Origin of the sequence: Campylobacter sp. VBCF_06 NA8, from assembly GCF_027737825.1 — a bacterium.
Lineage (GTDB): Bacteria > Campylobacterota > Campylobacteria > Campylobacterales > Campylobacteraceae > Campylobacter_B.
In genome coordinates, this window is record NZ_JAOVUB010000003.1 from 72,787 (window position 1) to 89,671 (window position 16,885).

At 39.8% G+C, this 16,885-nt stretch carries 15 protein-coding genes; 11 read left to right on the top strand and 4 right to left on the bottom strand.

Going from position 1 to position 16,885, the window contains the following annotated elements; translation table 11 throughout:
* Positions 1-3 precede the first annotated feature (3 nt).
* The gene (locus tag OFO10_RS04685) at positions 4-1,278 is read left to right on the top strand and encodes a M20/M25/M40 family metallo-hydrolase (RefSeq protein WP_270866277.1); all 1,275 of its coding nucleotides are present in this window, start codon (positions 4-6) and stop codon (positions 1,276-1,278) included.
* A gap of 113 nt (positions 1,279-1,391) precedes the next feature.
* Here the strand turns inward: OFO10_RS04685 and OFO10_RS04690 are convergent, their stop codons facing one another.
* Entirely contained in the window at positions 1,392-1,721 is a 330-nt protein-coding gene (locus OFO10_RS04690; protein WP_270866278.1) for a hypothetical protein, read from the bottom strand.
* Positions 1,722-1,740: 19 nt separating this feature from the next.
* Complete coding sequence (gene nth, locus OFO10_RS04695) at positions 1,741-2,373, bottom strand: endonuclease III (RefSeq protein WP_270866279.1); 633 nt, start codon at positions 2,371-2,373, stop codon at positions 1,741-1,743.
* A gap of 79 nt (positions 2,374-2,452) precedes the next feature.
* Between nth and OFO10_RS04700 the strand changes: the two genes are divergently transcribed.
* The 10 genes from OFO10_RS04700 (at position 2,453) to OFO10_RS04745 (ending at position 15,493) form a co-directional block, all read left to right on the top strand.
* A complete protein-coding gene (locus OFO10_RS04700; protein WP_270866280.1) occupies positions 2,453-3,262 on the top strand; it encodes a peptidylprolyl isomerase in 810 nt (269 codons plus the stop codon).
* 124 nt (positions 3,263-3,386) lie between these two features.
* Positions 3,387-4,208, top strand: coding sequence for a peptidylprolyl isomerase (locus tag OFO10_RS04705; protein WP_270858917.1), 822 nt, complete (start codon positions 3,387-3,389; stop codon positions 4,206-4,208).
* A gap of 20 nt (positions 4,209-4,228) precedes the next feature.
* The gene (gene fbaA, locus OFO10_RS04710; protein WP_270866281.1) at positions 4,229-5,293 is read left to right on the top strand and encodes a class II fructose-bisphosphate aldolase; all 1,065 of its coding nucleotides are present in this window, start codon (positions 4,229-4,231) and stop codon (positions 5,291-5,293) included.
* A 9-nt stretch (positions 5,294-5,302) separates the two neighbouring features.
* Positions 5,303-6,586, top strand: a complete 1,284-nt coding sequence (locus tag OFO10_RS04715; protein ID WP_270866282.1) for a MotA/TolQ/ExbB proton channel family protein — start codon at positions 5,303-5,305, stop codon at positions 6,584-6,586.
* Positions 6,576-7,586, top strand: coding sequence for an OmpA family protein (locus tag OFO10_RS04720; RefSeq protein ID WP_270861740.1), 1,011 nt, complete (start codon positions 6,576-6,578; stop codon positions 7,584-7,586). The genes OFO10_RS04715 and OFO10_RS04720 overlap by 11 nt, the downstream gene beginning before the upstream one ends.
* On the top strand, positions 7,573-8,553 hold the full coding sequence (locus OFO10_RS04725) for a 1-aminocyclopropane-1-carboxylate deaminase (RefSeq protein ID WP_270866283.1): 981 nt from the start codon (positions 7,573-7,575) through the stop codon (positions 8,551-8,553). The genes OFO10_RS04720 and OFO10_RS04725 overlap by 14 nt, the downstream gene beginning before the upstream one ends.
* Positions 8,554-11,430, top strand: coding sequence for an Eco57I restriction-modification methylase domain-containing protein (locus OFO10_RS04730; protein ID WP_270866284.1), 2,877 nt, complete (start codon positions 8,554-8,556; stop codon positions 11,428-11,430).
* A 477-nt stretch (positions 11,431-11,907) separates the two neighbouring features.
* A complete protein-coding gene (hisD, locus tag OFO10_RS04735; protein ID WP_270866285.1) occupies positions 11,908-13,194 on the top strand; it encodes a histidinol dehydrogenase in 1,287 nt (428 codons plus the stop codon).
* Positions 13,194-14,420: a hypothetical protein gene (locus tag OFO10_RS04740; RefSeq protein WP_270866286.1), complete on the top strand. Its 1,227-nt coding sequence runs from the start codon at positions 13,194-13,196 to the stop codon at positions 14,418-14,420. The genes hisD and OFO10_RS04740 overlap by 1 nt, the downstream gene beginning before the upstream one ends.
* Entirely contained in the window at positions 14,417-15,493 is a 1,077-nt protein-coding gene (locus OFO10_RS04745; protein WP_270866287.1) for a hypothetical protein, read from the top strand. The genes OFO10_RS04740 and OFO10_RS04745 overlap by 4 nt, the downstream gene beginning before the upstream one ends.
* 389 nt (positions 15,494-15,882) lie before the next feature.
* On the opposite strand, the gene OFO10_RS04750 is transcribed toward OFO10_RS04745, so the two are convergent.
* Positions 15,883-16,245 carry a hypothetical protein gene (locus OFO10_RS04750; protein ID WP_270866288.1) on the bottom strand — a complete coding sequence of 121 codons (363 nt, stop codon included), beginning with the start codon at positions 16,243-16,245 and terminating at the stop codon, positions 15,883-15,885.
* A gap of 165 nt (positions 16,246-16,410) precedes the next feature.
* On the bottom strand, positions 16,411-16,704 hold the full coding sequence (locus OFO10_RS04755; protein ID WP_270866289.1) for a tetratricopeptide repeat protein: 294 nt from the start codon (positions 16,702-16,704) through the stop codon (positions 16,411-16,413).
* Between the last annotated feature and the right edge of the window lie 181 nt (positions 16,705-16,885).

Consider the following 16,885-nt stretch of genomic DNA (forward strand, 5'->3'; position numbering starts at 1 on the left):
AAAATGAAAAAAGTTATGAATTATTTTCTCCAAATTTGCGAAATTCCACACCTTAGCTATGAAACGGAAAAACTGCGCGATTTTTTAGTAGAATTTGCAAAAAAGCACGAATTTAGCGTGGAAGTTGATAACGCAGGAAATATTTATGTCTGCAAAGGTGAGCCAAAAATTTGTCTGCAAGCGCACTATGATATGGTTGGAGTAGGACTTGCGCCGCAAATCGAGCCAGTCGAAAATGACGGATTTTTAAGCGCGAAAAACTCATCACTTGGGGCTGATAACGGAATTGGCGTAGCCATAATCATGGCGATGATGAGCGAGTTTGAGAACTTCGAAGCAGTTTTTACAAATAACGAAGAAGTGGGGCTCTGGGGCGTTAGAGAATTTGAAGGCACTATAAAAAGCAAAAAAATGCTAAATTTAGACAGCGAAGATGAAAACGAAGTCATAATCGGATGCGCAGGAAGTGCCGAAATCCGCGCTCTTTGCGACAGCGCGCGCGAGAAGACAAGTGGCTTTTGCTATGAGATTTTTATAGATGATTTTCCGGGCGGTCATAGTGGAATCGAAATTCATAAAAATTTGCCAAATGCGATTAAATTTTTAGCCGAATTTATCGCTAAAAATGGCGGTAAAATCGCCGAATTTAGTGGCGGCGAAAGGGCAAATTCAATCCCTGCAAAAGCTAGTGCGACGGCGATTTTTAAAAATGAAATTTCAAATTTTCCAAATTTTATTAAACATAAATTTTTAGGGTTTAAAGAGTGTGAAATTTATGAAAATTCGGACAATATTTTAAATCTCATTTGCGAATTTAAGCAAGGCGTTAGGGATTTTAACGATGAGTTAAATTTGCCACAAACTAGCATAAATTTATCTTTGGCTGGTGAAAAAAACGGCAAATTTGAACTTTTGTTTTACGCTAGATCGATGAGCAAAAAGGGCTTAAAAGGGGTGAAATACCAAACCAAAATGTTGGCTGAGAATTTTGGCTTGGAATGCGTTTTTGGCGAAACGAGTGAGCCTTGGCAACCACAAAATAACGAATTTAGCGAATTTATCTTAAAAAATTTGCAAAAATTTGTGCCAACTGCTAGGCTGGGAGCCGTTCATGCTGGGTTAGAGTGTGGCGTTTTTATCACAAAAGATAGCGAGATGCAGGCGGCTTCGATTGGTCCAAATATCACTTCACCACACAGCACGCATGAAAAAGTCGAGCTAAAATCAGTCGAAAAAATCCTAAATGCCGTGCGAGAAATCATTAAAAATGTAGGATAAATTTATTAAATTTTATTATTTTTAATCTTTTATTTGACACTTATGGTGGGCTAGTATGCCCACCATACTATACTCTATTGTTGATAAATCAAAATTTATCATTTTTCGTGCTTTCATTTTCTAGAATACTCCTTTGCTTTATCCATCAAACTCTCATCGCCCTCATCTTCATCGAGCCACACCCACTCTTTGACATTTGTTGTAACCCATTTTGCTTTCATTAGATACGACCAAATAAAAATTCCTAAATCAGACAAGCTTTTTTCGCCTTTTATCGCATAAAAAGTATGCCTATCGTGTTTTTGCATATTGCAAACTTGCGCCATTTCATCGATTTTTGCATACATTTCATCGAGATTATATTTGCCCTCTTGCTTGATTTTTTCCTCATCTAAAACTATTCTTGTTCCCATTAATGGGTAAGAACTATCTTCTACTCTCATAATCGCTCCTTGCGAAATTTCACAGAATTTTATCCTTACTCTTGCAAAGATGATTTAAAAAACACTCCGCACACTTTGGTTTGACGGCTTTGCAAGTGTATCGTCCAAATAGCACCAAAGCTTGGTGCAGGTAGTTTAAATCGCTTACAAATGCCTTTGTAAGGTCGTTTTCGGTTAGTTCTGGCGTTTTTGCGCTACTTAGCCCAAGCCTGTGCGAAACGCGAAAAACATGGGTATCCACGGCGATAAAATTCGCCCCACAATGCTCGATTAGCACGACATGGGCTGTCTTTTGCCCGACCCCTGCAAGGCTAAGCAAATCCTTTTCATTTAGCGGGATTTCGCCACCGAAATTTTCTACCACAGACTTTGCCATTTTGATTAAATTTTGCGCTTTGTTATTAAAAAAACTGCACGAATTTATTAGCATTTTAACCGCGCCCAAATTTGCATTTGCGAGCGAGTGTATGTCAGGAAACTCCATAAATAGCGCAGGTGTGATTAAATTTACCCGTTTATCGGTGCATTGGGCTGAGAGCATAACGCAGACAATCAATTCATAAAGGTTGTTAAATTTAAGTTCGCTTGTTGGTTTGCCAAAATTTGATAACAATAAATTTTTAATCTCTTTTATATCTTTTTTCGTTCTCATACGCCTATTTTACACTAAAATTTTTAATCATTAACCACTATTAGCTATAATTATAGGATTTTTTTTACAAGGAATTTTAATGAAAAAATTACTATTTTCAGCCCTAAGTTTAGTAGCAGCGATGAGCCTAAATGCGACAGTTTTTGCCACAGTCAATGGAGCGCAAATCACAGAAGCCGAGATTGCACCACATCTAGCAGCACTTGGCAAAGATCCAGCCAAACTAAGCAACCAAGAAAAACAAATGGTGCTTGCCAGAGCAATTGATATTGAAATTTTGGCTGCTGAGGCTAGAAAAAGTGGCGTTACAAACACACAAGAGTATAAAGACGCCCTAAAATCAGCGCAAGATAGAATCGCTATCGAAATGTATCAACACCAACTATCGCAAAAAATTCAAATTAGCGACGCAGATATCGCTAAATTTTATAACGAAAACAAAGCTGCCCTCGTCGAACCAGCTGCTCAATTACTAGCTAATATCACAGTAGAGAAAAAAGCCGACGCTGACGCTATTATCAAAGCATTAAAAGGCTTAAATGGCGACGCTTTGGTGAAAAAATTCGAAGAGTTAGCAGTAGCTAAATCAATCGTGCCTGAGGCGAAGCAAACAAAGGGTCATCTTGCATGGGTTACACAAGAGATGATGCCAAAAGAGTTTTGGGACGCTTCGAATAAGCTTAAAAGAGGTGCTATCACACAAACTCCTGTCAAAACTCAGCTTGGTTATCACATTATCCTAAAAGAGGATAGCAAGCTTAAAAAACAGCTTAGCCAAGACGAGGCTAAACCATTTATCCAAAACATACTAAGAGGGGAAAAAGCAGGTATTGCATTAGAGCAAAAACTACAAGAACTTCGCAAAAGCGCGAAGGTAGAAGTAAAATAAATTTCACTTCAATTACACTGACCCGCTCATAGATACGCGAAAATGCGTATCCTAAGGCGGGCAAAATTTTAATCATTAACCAGCTTTGGCTATAATCTTGCGATTTTTTTTACAAGGAATTCAGATGAACAAATTAGTTTTTTCAGCACTTAGTTTGGCTGTGGCCATGGGCCTAAATGCGACAGTTTTAGCGACTGCTAATGGCAAAAACATCACAGAAAACGATGTTATTCCATTTCTAGTAGCCCAAGGCATAGCTCCACAACAATTCGCTTCACTGCCAGCAAACACCAAAAAAGATATCTTAAACCGCGTTATCGCTAGAAAACTTGTCGTAGAACAAGCTAAAAAAGCAGGCGTTATGAACGACGAAGTTTATAAAAAAGAGTTAGAGTTCCAAAAAGACAACCTAGCTGTGCGCGTATGGCAATCAAAAGAGGCCAAAAAAATCAAAATCAGCGACAAAGAGGTTCAAGACTTTTACAACAAAAATAAAGCCAAATTTGTAAATCCAGAACTTGCCCAAGTTCGCCATATTTTGGTAAAAACAGACGCCGAGGCAAAGGCTGTGATTGATGAGCTAAAAGGGCTAAATGGTGGCGCACTAATCACTAAATTTAGCGAAATCGCAAAAGCCAAATCAATCGAGCCAGCCGCAAAACAATCAGGTGGCGCACTACCAGCGTTTCCAAAAGAGGGCGCTATGGTTAAACCTTTCGCGGACGCTGCATTTGCGCTAAAAAAAGGTGAAATTTCAAAAACTCCTGTTAAGACAGAATTTGGCTACCATGTAATCTTAAAAGAGGATCAAATCGCAAAACGCCAAGTCCCAGTTAGCGAGGTAAAACCTCTAATCGAAGGCTCAATCCGCCAAGAAAAAGCAGCCGCAAATTCAGAAAAATTAGCGCAAGATCTGCTTAAAAAAGCAAAAATCGAATACAAATAATCTTAAAAAAGGGGTGCAAAATGGGTGTTTTAGATGTAGTTAAAGCTGGTGTATTATTTGGCGATGATGTTAGCAAGCTCTACAAATACGCGCAGAGCGAGGGTTTTGCAATCCCTGCTGTAAATGTCGTAGGAAGCCACTCTGTAAATGCTGTCTTAGAGAGCGCCAAAAAGGCAAACTCTCCTGTGATTATCCAATTTAGCAATGGCGGAGCGAGTTATTATGCGGGCAAAGAGTGCGAAAACGGCGCGATTATGGGCGCAGTCGCAGGTGCTTTGCAGGTGCATTTGCTAGCTAGGTATTATGGCGTGCCTGTGATTTTACACACTGACCACGCAGCGCGCAAACTGCTTCCTTGGATTGATGGATTATTAGAGGCAAGCGCAGGGTATAAAAAAGCGCACGGCGTGCCACTATTTAGCTCCCACATGCTAGATCTTAGCGAAGAGAGTTTGGAAGAAAATTTAAGCACTTGCGAAGAGTATCTTAAAAAGATGAGCGAGCTAGGAATTTCCTTAGAAATCGAGCTTGGCGTAACAGGCGGCGAGGAAGATGGCGTAGATAACACAAGCGTTGATAATGCTTTATTATACACGCAACCAGAAGATGTCGCGCTTGCGTATGAAAGACTTAAAAAAATCAGCGATAATTTCTCGATTGCAGCGAGCTTTGGCAATGTGCATGGCGTGTATAAACCGGGAAATGTCGTGCTTCGCCCTGAAATTCTACGAAATTCGCAAAAATTCGTGCAAGAAAAATTTGGCTTAAATGACGCCAAACCTGTAAATTTCGTATTCCACGGCGGTAGCGGTAGCGAGATCAAAGATATCAAAGACGCTGTAAGCTATGGCGTAGTTAAGATGAATATCGACACCGATACGCAGTGGGCGTTTTGGGACGGCGTGAGAGAGTATGAGCTCAAAAACAGAGCATATTTGCAAGGTCAAATCGGCAACCCAGAAGGCGAAGATAAGCCAAACAAAAAATACTACGATCCACGCAAATGGCTAAGATGTGGCGAGGAAAGTATGGTAAAAAGATTGCTTGTCGCATTTGAAAATTTAAATTGTATAAACAAAAACTAAGGCAAATTTATGGAAAAAACAACAGAAATTTTAGATTTAACGCTTCCCGAAAATCCAGAGCGCTCACTACTTGGCGTTTATCTGAAAATCGTGTTTGTTCCTGTGGCGATTTTCGCCATATTTTTGCTAGGATTTTTGAAGGTAATCAACTTCAAAGTCGAGCTTCACTCGATCGTAATGATGGGCTTTTTGCTCATCATTGCGCTATTTTTGGCTAGGCATAATGCTGAATTTGGCTGTTTGAAATTTCAAAATAGTATCGAAAATTTCAAAACCGAACTTAAAAACTATATCGTCGAAAATCTCCTTAGCATAGGCGCTAAAAAAAAGTCCGACGCTAAATTTGAAAATTTCGTAGATGAATACTCGCACTCGCTTCGCAATGACAACTACGCCTCTGTCGCGGTGGGTGTTTTCCCAATGCTGGGCATTTTGGGCACATTTATCAGCATTGCGATTTCTATGCCAAATTTCTCATCATCAAATATCGCAAATTTAGAGACCGAAATTGCTGGGCTTCTAGGTGGCGTTGGCACGGCGTTTTATGTGTCGATTTATGGTATTTTTCTAGCGCTTTGGTGGATTTATTTCGAAAAAAAGGGAATTAGCAAATTCGAAAGATTGCTTTTAAAATATAAAAACGCTACAAAAAACTTTTTTTGGAGCAAAGAGGAAATCACGCAAAGCTACCTTAGCGAGATACTCGATCGCAACGCAGAGGTTTCGCGCTCTTTCATGGCTATGGCTTCAAATACCCTTAGCGATAGCCTAAATGTCGCAATTGATGAAAAAATGCAAACACTTCAAGGCATAATTGACGCCGAGCAGCGCGCCCTTGTGCTAACCACAAGCGAATTAGAGCGAGCCAACGAAATGATACTAAATGCCAACCTAACTCACGGCGAAATCAGCAAAAATTTCGACCAAATTCTATCGTCTTTAAAGGCCGTTACGAGCAATATGGTCGAGATCCAAAACGGCATTTCAGCGGGATATTTGAGCTTTTCGAAATCATCTGAGCAAAAAAGCGCAAATCTGCAAACCAGCGCAGACGCCCTAAATCAGGCAATCGTAAATTTTACCTTGCAGATCAAATCCCTAAACGAAAATATGCTAAGCGAGCAAATTAACGCAAGAGAGAGCTTTAAGGCAAGTTTTAAAGAGCTAAATGACGAAATCAAATCGCTTTTTGATTCTAGCTTAGGCAAAAACACAAGCTCAGAGGGTATCATCGACGAGCTACGCAAAACGCTTCAAAGCATAGACGAAAAAGAAAACCAAAATGAAGAGTAAAACCAGCGAAAAAGAGACCTTTTGGATAGCTTACGCTGATTTAATGGCGGGGCTTTTGTTTGTCTTTATTTTACTAATTGGCGGGATTATCGTTAAGTATTATTTAGTGCAAGACGACCTCAAAGCCCAAACTAGCGAGCATGAAAAGACTATGGTCGCGCTTCAATCCTCGCAGAAAAAATCCGCTGAATTAGAGGCTTTAAATAAGATTTTTTCCGAACAGCTTGAAAAGCTAAATGTCGAAAACACCGACCTTCGCAAGCAAAATTCGATCTATTTTATCCAAATCGAAGATCTAAGCGCCATGGCAGAAAAACTCAAAAAAGAGAATTTCGACATTAGCGAGCTTTTGAAAAACACTCGCACCGAAGCTACCGAAAAAGAGATAAAAATCGCGTTTTTGCTCGATCAGCTAACCCAAAAAGAGAGCGATTTCAACAAAATTTTGCACGATTTAAATGTCACCAAAAACCGAATTCGCAACCTAACCGGTCAAAAGGTCAAACTAATCGCCGAACTTAAAGAACGCTTAGGTGGCAAAATCCGCATAGATAGCGAGAGCGGGGCGATGACGCTAAATTCGTCCGTGCTTTTTGACAAGGGTTCAAGCGAGCTTAAAGAGGGTAGCAAAGAGAGTTTCAAAACCGCGCTAGAAGGGTATTTTAGCGCGCTTATGGATAATGATGAAATCAGAAATAGCCTAGATCAAATCATCATCGAGGGCCACACAGACAGCGACGGCGGGTATTTATACAACCTAGCCCTTTCGCAAGAACGCGCGCTAGCGGTCATGAATTTCATAAACGAGTGGAACAAAGACGAGAGATTGCAAAAATACCTAATCGCAAGCGGGCGCAGTTATTCTCAGCCTGTGCTAACTGACGGCGTCGAGGACAAAGACGCAAGCCGTAGAATCGAAATCAAATTTACGCTTAGCAACAAAGAGGCCATGGAAGAAATCCGCAAATTTTTGGAATTTGACGCAAATGCGACAAGATAGCTTTGGCGGGGCGCAATACTCGCGCGAGCTTACAGAGTGCGCCATAATCTCGCCTGAGTTTCAAGCCAATTTGCGCGAAGTAGAAAAGGCGCAAAAAACGGGCGAAATTTCGCTACAACCCCCAAAAATCCAAAAGATAAAAATCGAAAATTTTAGCTTTTTAATTTTGCGTGATGATTTGATTGGGATTTTTAACGGCAATAAAGCAAGGAAGCTTCAATCCCTACTCAGTGCCGATTTACAGGGCATTTCAAAGATTGTAAGCTTTGGTAGCTCGCAATCAAACGCTATGTATAACGAAAGCGTTTTTGCCCGCATAAAGGGCCTTAAATTTCAGTTTGTTATCTCGCATTTAAGCGAAAATTTAAGCGCGCGCCCGTGCGGGAATTTCGCCGCCGCACTAGAAAATGGCATGGAGATTTTCGTGGCGCAAAATCGCCGTGAGTTTGCGCTTAGCCTTTGCGATGAGAGCACGATTTTTATCGAAGAGGGGGTTGCGCAGGGCGAGGCTGAGGCTGGATTTATCGCACAGGCTAAATTTATCGAAGAGTATGCGCGCGAAAATGGGCGAGAATTTGACATTTTTTTGCCTAGTGGCACAGGCACGAGTGCGGCGTATCTAGCCAAACACAGCCGTTTTCGCGTCTTTACCACACCTTGCGTGGGCGATTGCTCGTATCTGAGAGAGCAAATACTAGCCCTAGATCCGCACTCGGGCGTGCAAATTTTGCCCTCGCCACGCAAATTTCACTTTGGCAAACCTTACGCCGAACTTTATGAAATTTGGCAGAAAGCCCGTGCGCAAACCGGCATAGAATTTGATCTTATCTACGACCCCGTGGGACTTCTTACGCTTTTAGCTAACCGCGAAAAATTCACAAACGAAGTCCTATATATCCACCAAGGCGGAATTCTCGGCAATATCTCGCAACTGCAAAGGTATGAGTATAAATTTAAAAGGAAATAAATGGCACTTTTCAAAGAAAAAATCATCAAAGAACAAAAGCAAGATGAAAAAACTTTAAACGAACGCTACGAAAATTTACTCAAATTTCAAGCTAAAATCGACGCCATAAAAGGCTACAAAGAAGAAGAGTATCAGACCGATTTTTTACACGATATTTTTGAGGCCTGCCTAGGCTACACGCTAAAAACGACAAATCCGCAAAATTTCAACCTAGCAAGAGAGAGCAAAAACGAAACTGACGCCAAAAAAGCAGACGGCGCAATCCTAGGCGCAAACAGCGAAGTCATCGGTGTTATCGAGCTAAAAGACCAAAAAACGCACGATTTGGACAAAATCGAAAATCAAGCCTTTAATTATCACAATTCAAACTCAAAAAGCCGTTATATCATCATCTCAAATTTCGATGAAATCCGCCTGTATATCGACAAAAAAACCGCTTATGAAAAATTTAGTCTTTTTACTATGACACGAGATGAATTCGAGCTTTTTCACCAAATTTTTTGCTTCGAAAATATAAATTCGTTTAAAACTATTGATTTGCGGGACAAAAGCGAGAATTCAGATAGAGAAATTTCAAAAAGACTTTACGCTGATTTTAGTGAATTTCGCCTAAAACTCTTTGAAAACGCCGTCCAAGAAAATCCGCAAATTTCGCCAAAAGAAATTTTAAGCCTAGTGCAAAAACTCTGCGACCGCATAATTTTCGTCCTTTTTGCCGAAGATTACGGACTTTTACGCTCAAATTTCGTCGCCGATATCCACGAGCAGTGGCAAAACCAAAAATTCACCGATTTTAACCTTTATGAAATTTGGCAAATTTATTTTGACGCTATCGACAAAGGCAACGACAAACTCGGCGTCCTAGCTTACAACGGCGGACTTTTCGCCACTGATGAGGCGCTAAATTCGCTAAGGCTTAGCGATGAAATTTTACAAAGCTATATCGCCAAACTCTCATCTTACGACTTTGCAAGCGATATCGGCGTGAATATCCTAGGTCATATTTTCGAGCAGAGCCTAAGCGACCTCGAAGAGCTCACTGCCCAAGTCGAAAACAAAAATTTCGACAAAAAAGATAGCAAACGCAAGAAAGACGGGATTTTCTACACGCCTGAATACATTGTGAAATTTATCATTAGCCAAACGCTAGGCGAGATTTGCGAAAACGAAAAGTCAAGGCTAAATTTGCACGAAATTTCACTTCCCAAAAACCCAAAACGCCTTAGCAAAGCAGAAACGCAAACGCTCGAAAATATCCGTGCTTACAAAGATTTTTTGCTAAATTTAAAAATCATCGACCCAGCCTGTGGCTCGGGTGCGTTTTTAAACGGGGCTTTGGATTTTCTCATTAACGAACACAAAAACCTAGATAAATTTCGCAAAATTTACGAAAACGAAGCTTTGCCGTTATACGACATAGAACCCCAAATTTTAGAAAACAACCTTTTTGGCGTGGATATTAACGCCGACGCTGTGCAAATCGCCAAACTCTCGCTTTGGCTCCGCACCGCGCAAAAGGGGCGAAAACTGACAAATTTATCAAATAATATAAAATGCGCGAATTCGCTTTTAGATTTCCCTTTTAATTTCAAATTTGACTGCGTCATCGGCAATCCACCATATGTAAATGCAAAAAATATGAATAAAAATGATAGAAAAGAAATACTTTACAAATTTCCTCTTCTAACTGGCTCTTGGGATTTATATCTGCCATTTTTGATAAAAGGTTATGAAATCTTAAAAGAAAATGGAGCTTATGGTTGGATTATCCCAAATAAGCTTTTAATTGCAGATTATGCAAAACCAACGCTTGAATTTTTAAAATCTAATTCATTAAAATCTGTTGTAATTTTTCATAAAGATTTATTAATTTTTGAAGATGTCGGTGTTGCTTCCATTATAACTATCGGTAACAAAAATTCAGCAATTACAAATCAAAAATATTATGAATTAAATAATATAAATGATTTAGAAAATTTAAGTAAATTTGAAAAGAAAGAAAATCCATTTAATAGATTTAAAAAATTAAAAGATTTTGGAATTTTGATAAATTCAGGCACAACTGGTTTTGAAGCTCAAAAAATTATTCCACTTTTAAATGAAAATAGCGATGGAATAAAATTTATAGTTAGCGGAACGATAGACCCATATATAATTTTAAATCAAAAAATTCCGTATATGAAAAAAATCTATACAAATCCATATATCAAATTTGATGAAAATATCATAGCAAAATCAAAATTTGAATTTTGGAATAAACCGAAAATTGCAATAGCTGGGTTATCTAAAAGAATTGAAGCTGTTTATAGCGACAAGCCGTTGGCATTGGGTGTAGGTTGCTATGGAATTTACGATTTTAAAAATTTTAATCCAAAATTTTTATTAGCCATTTTAAATTCTAAATTTATAACTTGCTATTTAAATATTGAATTCAAAGATAAATATTTAGCAAGCGGTTCGTTAGCTATACAAAAATCAACAATAGAGCAACTTCCGTTAGTTTTCACTGATAATCAACAACCTTTTATAGATTTAGCCGATAAATTAATAGAATTAAACTCAAATTTACAAACCACAAAAACCGAATTTTTGCGCGAGTTAAATTTAGAAAAAATACCGCAAAAACTAGCCGAATTTGAAAATTTAGAATTCGACGAATTTATCAAAGAATACACAAAAGCCAAAAAAGAAAAATTCGCCGACAAACTTGCCGAAGTGAAATTTAAAAACTACTACGAGAGTTTTTTTAGTGAATACAAATCTCGGGTGCTGTCTTTGAAATCGCAAATTTTAAGAAGCGAAAACGAACTAAATTCGCTTGTTTTTGCACTTTATGATTTAAGCGCCGACGAAATCGCCTTAATCGAAAACGCTTAATCTGTCATTGCGAGAGCCGAAAGGCTCGAAGCAATCCAGCAACGGCGAAGCCGTTTATAAAATCAAACATTGTTTAAATTTTACTAGATTGCTTCGTCGCTACGCTCCTCGCAATGACAAAAAAAGTGTCATTGCGAGAGTTTTGAAAAAACTCGAAGCAATCCAGCAACGGCGAAGCCGTTTATAAAATCAAACATTGTTTAAATTTTACTGGATTGCTTCGCTACGCTCGCAATGACAGCAAAAACACACGCTTAAATTTTTAAATTCGTAGATTGCTTCGTTCGTTTTACTCTCTCGCAATGACAATAGCGGGCAAATTTTACTCCACTTTTTGCAACAACAAAATCGGGGCAGTATTTTAAACTTGCGGTAGCGGAAATCTCGCAATGACATTAAATTCCCAAATTTATTAAATTCAAAACCAAATTATGCTATAAACTTCAAATTTTTACAATCAAAATTTTAGGATTAAATATGAAAATTTTAAAAAGCACAGATAGCAATTTCGCGCAAGAATTCGAGGCTCTGGTAAATCGTGGCAATATGGACATGCAAAAGGTAATGCCGATCGTAAGCGGTATCATCGATGATATCAAGGCGCGTGGCGATGAGGCGTTAAACGAGCAAATAGCCAAATTTGACAAATGGGAAGTTAAGGGAAATTTGGCGATTTCGCAAGATGAGATGAAAAAGGCTTTCGACGAGCTAAGCGACGAGTTAAAAACCGCGCTTAAAGTGGCGTATGATCGCATTTATGCCTATCACGAAAAGCAACTCGAAAAAAGCTGGATTGACTTCGGCGCGCACGGCGAAATTTTGGGCCAAAAAATCACACCCGTAGATCGCGCGGGGCTGTATATCCCAGGTGGCAAGGCTGCCTATCCTAGCTCGCTTTTGATGAACGCAGTGCCTGCAATCGTCGCGGGTGTCGCTGATATCACGGTCTGCACCCCTGCTGTGGGCGGAGTGGTAAATTCACTTCTCTTAGCTGCCATGCATGTGCTAGGAATCAAAAAAGCCTACAAAGTAGGCGGTGCGAGCGCAGTCGCAGCCATGGCGTATGGCACGGAAACGATAGAAAAGGTCGATGTCATCACAGGCCCCGGAAATATCTTTGTCGCCACAGCTAAAAAGCTCGTTTTTGGCGATGTAAATATCGATATGATCGCAGGTCCTAGCGAGGTGGGCGTGCTAGCAGATGCTAGTGCAAGTGCGTATCACACGGCTGTGGATTTGCTAAGCCAAGCCGAGCACGACGAGATCGCAAGTAGTATTTTGGTAAGCGCAGATGAGAAATTTGCCCTTGCCGTGAAAGATGAAATTTATAAAATTTTGCCTACATTAGAGCGCGAGAGTATCGCTAGAAAGAGCATTGATGACAAGGGCGCGATTATTATCGCGCGAGATTTCGACGAGGCGATAGATTTGATGAACGACCTAGCCGTCGAACACCTAGAAATCGCCATGGACAACGCCTACGATTACCTTGCGCGCATTAAACACGCAGGCGCGATTTTCTTGGGGCATTACACGCCTGAGGCTATGGGGGATTATTTGGCGGGGCCAAATCATACTTTGCCGACAGGTGGCAGTGCGAGATTTTTCTCGCCGCTTGGGGTTTATCACTTTATCAAACGAAGCTCGGTAATCGCGCTAAACAAGGGCGCAATCGACGCTCTGGGCGAAGCGTGCATGGCACTAGCACAGGCTGAGGGGCTCACAGCGCACAAAAAATCGGTGGAAATTCGCTATAAAAAATAATGATTAAAAAAATTTTCAAATTTTTTCTTTGGGTTTTTGGTATTGCTGGTTTTTTGCTTTTGGTTTTTGGCGTTGCTATTTATATGTTTTTACATGCTTTATTTTCGCCGCCAGCTGGGTGCGATCCGAGCGAGCCCAGCGACGCTTGCGATTTGCAAATCCCAAACTACGAGCGCCAGTTTGCAGATACAAAAGCCAACCCTTTTCCGCAAAATTTAACCCCAAAGCCTATATTTTGGGAAAATGCGATTGATGGGGCATTTCCTGATGCCATTAGTGTGCCTTATATTTACTTGCGCGATAAGCATGGCGTGTGGCTTCGCTACAACGACGGCTTGTCGTTTGATTATCTTTTGGGCGAAGATATGCCGGGGGAGCATTATTTATACATAGAAGATGATTTTTCGCCAAGCGAGGAAGTGCGAAAAAAGGAGAAATTTTTCAGGCACAAATCGTGGAATATCACCCTAAAAGAGGGCGCAAACGAAATTTACAAGCAAACGGCGCATAAAATCACTAGGCAATACATTGGCTCGTTTGATCTACACTCAAATCCAGGTAGGACGGTGTGGTTTCCTAGCAGTGCCGAGCAAAATTTCGAGGCGATTTCAAGATTGCAAATCCCGCTTGAAGCTTACGATTTCCCGCCTAAACTAAATAGAAATACCGAAATCACGCCCCAAAAATACGGCAAATTTCACGGAGATAGCGAGGTTTTGCCAGTAGATGAAAATGTCTATGAGATCAAAACCCACGAAGGGACGCAAAAAATCCGCACCTCAAATATGAGCAAATGGCCAGTAGAATACAAAAAACAAAAGGCGATTTGCGGGGATAAATTTTGTTTATTTCTTTTCACAGATACAGATAAAAAAAATAAATATTGCGAAAATATAGGCAATGAAACAGCGATAATTTTTTTAAATTTAGAGCGTAAATTCACTTCCAGATCATATACCAATAGTCCGCTAAATAGGACTACTGGCTATCATTTTGGGCTAAAAGAGGGCTACGAAATCGACGATATAGCCTCATTTGAGATGATACCTAGTGAGTTTGCGGAGTTTGAGAAAAAGCAACAACCCGATAAAATGACCTACAAAAATGTCCCCACAGGCGAAAAATTTATCGAATATGAGCTTAAAATTTACGCCAAAGACGGCACGCTCATCAATCAGTATTGCGACCACTACTATATGCACGAAAAAATAAGGGAGTTGCAGTGAAAATAGGGCAAATGGGCGGAATTTTTTATATTTTGGTTGCGTTTGTTTGTTTGGCTGGCGCAAATGAGCAGAATTTTACGCAGAATTTATCACAAAATTTTACGCAAAATTTAAGCAAGAGTATTTCTGTGGATACTGCGCCCGATACTACTTCTGATACTGCGCCGAATTTGGACGCAAATTCTAGCAATGGTGTTTTTGCAGATACTGCGCCAAATTTTGAAATTTTCCACGATGAAAACGCTACAAACGACCAAATTTCTAACGCGCTAGACGGACTTTTGGATTTTGCGCGCGCAAATGCTGAGCGCATAAATGAGGAATTTGGCGAGTATGGCGAGCGGATTTTTACGCATTTTATCTATAATTCCAAAATTTCGCGCACAGGCAAATTTGACTTCGACAAAATCACTGAAATTTTAAAATTCAGCCCGAATTTGAATTATAACGAGGGCGAATTTGACAATCCTTTAAATATCGTAAATTCCTATGGTTGCGATATCGGCGCAGGTGTGGCAAATGACGAAAATTCCACTAAATTTGACAGCGAGGAGCTGTTTGCGCTAATAGATTTGTTGGTAAGTAGTGGCGCCAAACCTAGCGAAAATGACGCAAAAATGGCTAGTGCGTGCGATAATTTCGACGCGTTTGCATATTTTTTGGCTAATGGCGCACCGCTAGGAAATGGCGTGGTCGCTGATATAACTTCGAGCGAGGCGGAGTTTATCAAAGACCAAAATATCACGCTCGATTATCTTTTAAAAACCCCGCCAAGCGATCTTAGGCGCATTGCGCAGAGTTACGATTTTTCGAAATTTCACGCCGATAAAATGCGGTTTTTCGAGGAAAGTTTGAAGTATAAAGGGATAAACGAGCTCGATAAAAAGGAGCTTGAAGGCTTTATTAAATTTTCTGCGCTTATGGATAATTCGCTTGCGGTGCAGTTTTTATTGGAGCATGGCATTTGCGAGAAAGACCGCCAAATGTGCGCTTATATGAAGGCGCAGGCGAAGTATTTCGAGGCTGAGAAAATCTCGGATATGCTTAGCTTGGAGCTGAAACATAAATTTTGAAATTCTGTGAAATTTGAAATTCTGTGAAAACAGATTTTGTGTCATTGAGAAATTTTGCAAATTTTATTTGCTTTGTCATTGCGAGACCACGCAGTGGTCGAAGCAATCCAGTAAAATTTAGAGAGAATTTAAATTTATCAAATTTATCTGAATTTCCCTGGATTGCTTCGGCAAAGCGTCTTGACGCTTTGCTTTTGCTCGCAATGACAAAAATAACAATTCGTCGCAATGCGCTTACAATGACAAAATCGGGGCAGTATTTAGGAACTTGCGGTAGCGAAAGCTCTCAATGACAAAAATAATGCTTCTTACAATGAGAAAGAATTTTCGGGCATAAAAAAAGCGCCGAAAAATTCGGCGCCGAAGTAGAAATAATAGTAAAATAACGATTATTTATCGTTAGCAATTCTTTCTTTCATAGAGCAAGCTTTTTGGTGTCCTTGCTCGCAAGCCATTGATAGTGATAGCATTGCACGATCGTGATTATGCCATTTGCCGTCTAAAACTGAGTGGAAGATACCGTCGCGGTAGCAAGCCTCAGCCCATTTAGCGATATTGCAAGTTTTGTCATAATATGTGTGAGCTTTGTCATAGTCTTTTGGCAAGCCATCTTCGCCACGGAAATATTTCATACCAAGCTCAGTGCAAGCTTGATAATCTCCTGCTTCGCATTTTGCGTCCATATCCTCTGCTATACCAGCGAATGCGCAACTCGCAAAACCAAATAGTGCTAAGAAAACTAGTTTTTTCATAACTTTCTCCTTGTAAAAATAATATGTGTTTCCTTTGGAACGCGTGATTATACACTAAAATAGTTATAATAGAGTTAAATTTTAATTAAATTTTGTGTAAATTCGATAATTTGCGCCGAATTTTATTTTATCGGCGCAGTGGTAAAAACAGAGTAAAAATAGTGATTAATTATCGTCTTTGATTCTCTCTGCCATTTTACAAGCTTTTTCGTGACCTTGATCACAAGCCATTTTCAAAGATTGCATTGCGCGATCGTGGTTGTGCTCTGCACCAACGCCTACTGAGTGGAATATTCCGTCGCGGTAGCAAGCCTCAGCGTAATTGTGTTTATTACAAGTTTCATCATAATAACTATGAGCTTTTTCGTGGTCTTGTGGCAAACCATCTTGACCGCGGTAGTATTTCATACCAAGCTCAGTGCAAGCTTGATAATCTCCTGCTTGACATTTTGCGTCCATTTCCTCAGCTATACCAGCGAATGCACAACTCGCAACACCAAACAATGTTAAGAAAACTAATTTTTTCATAACTTTGCTCCTTTTAAATAAAATATTCGTTTCCTTTAAAACGGGGCGTATTATACTCCAAAATTTTGCTAACGAAGCTAAATTTTACTTAAATTTTTAGTAAATTCGACAA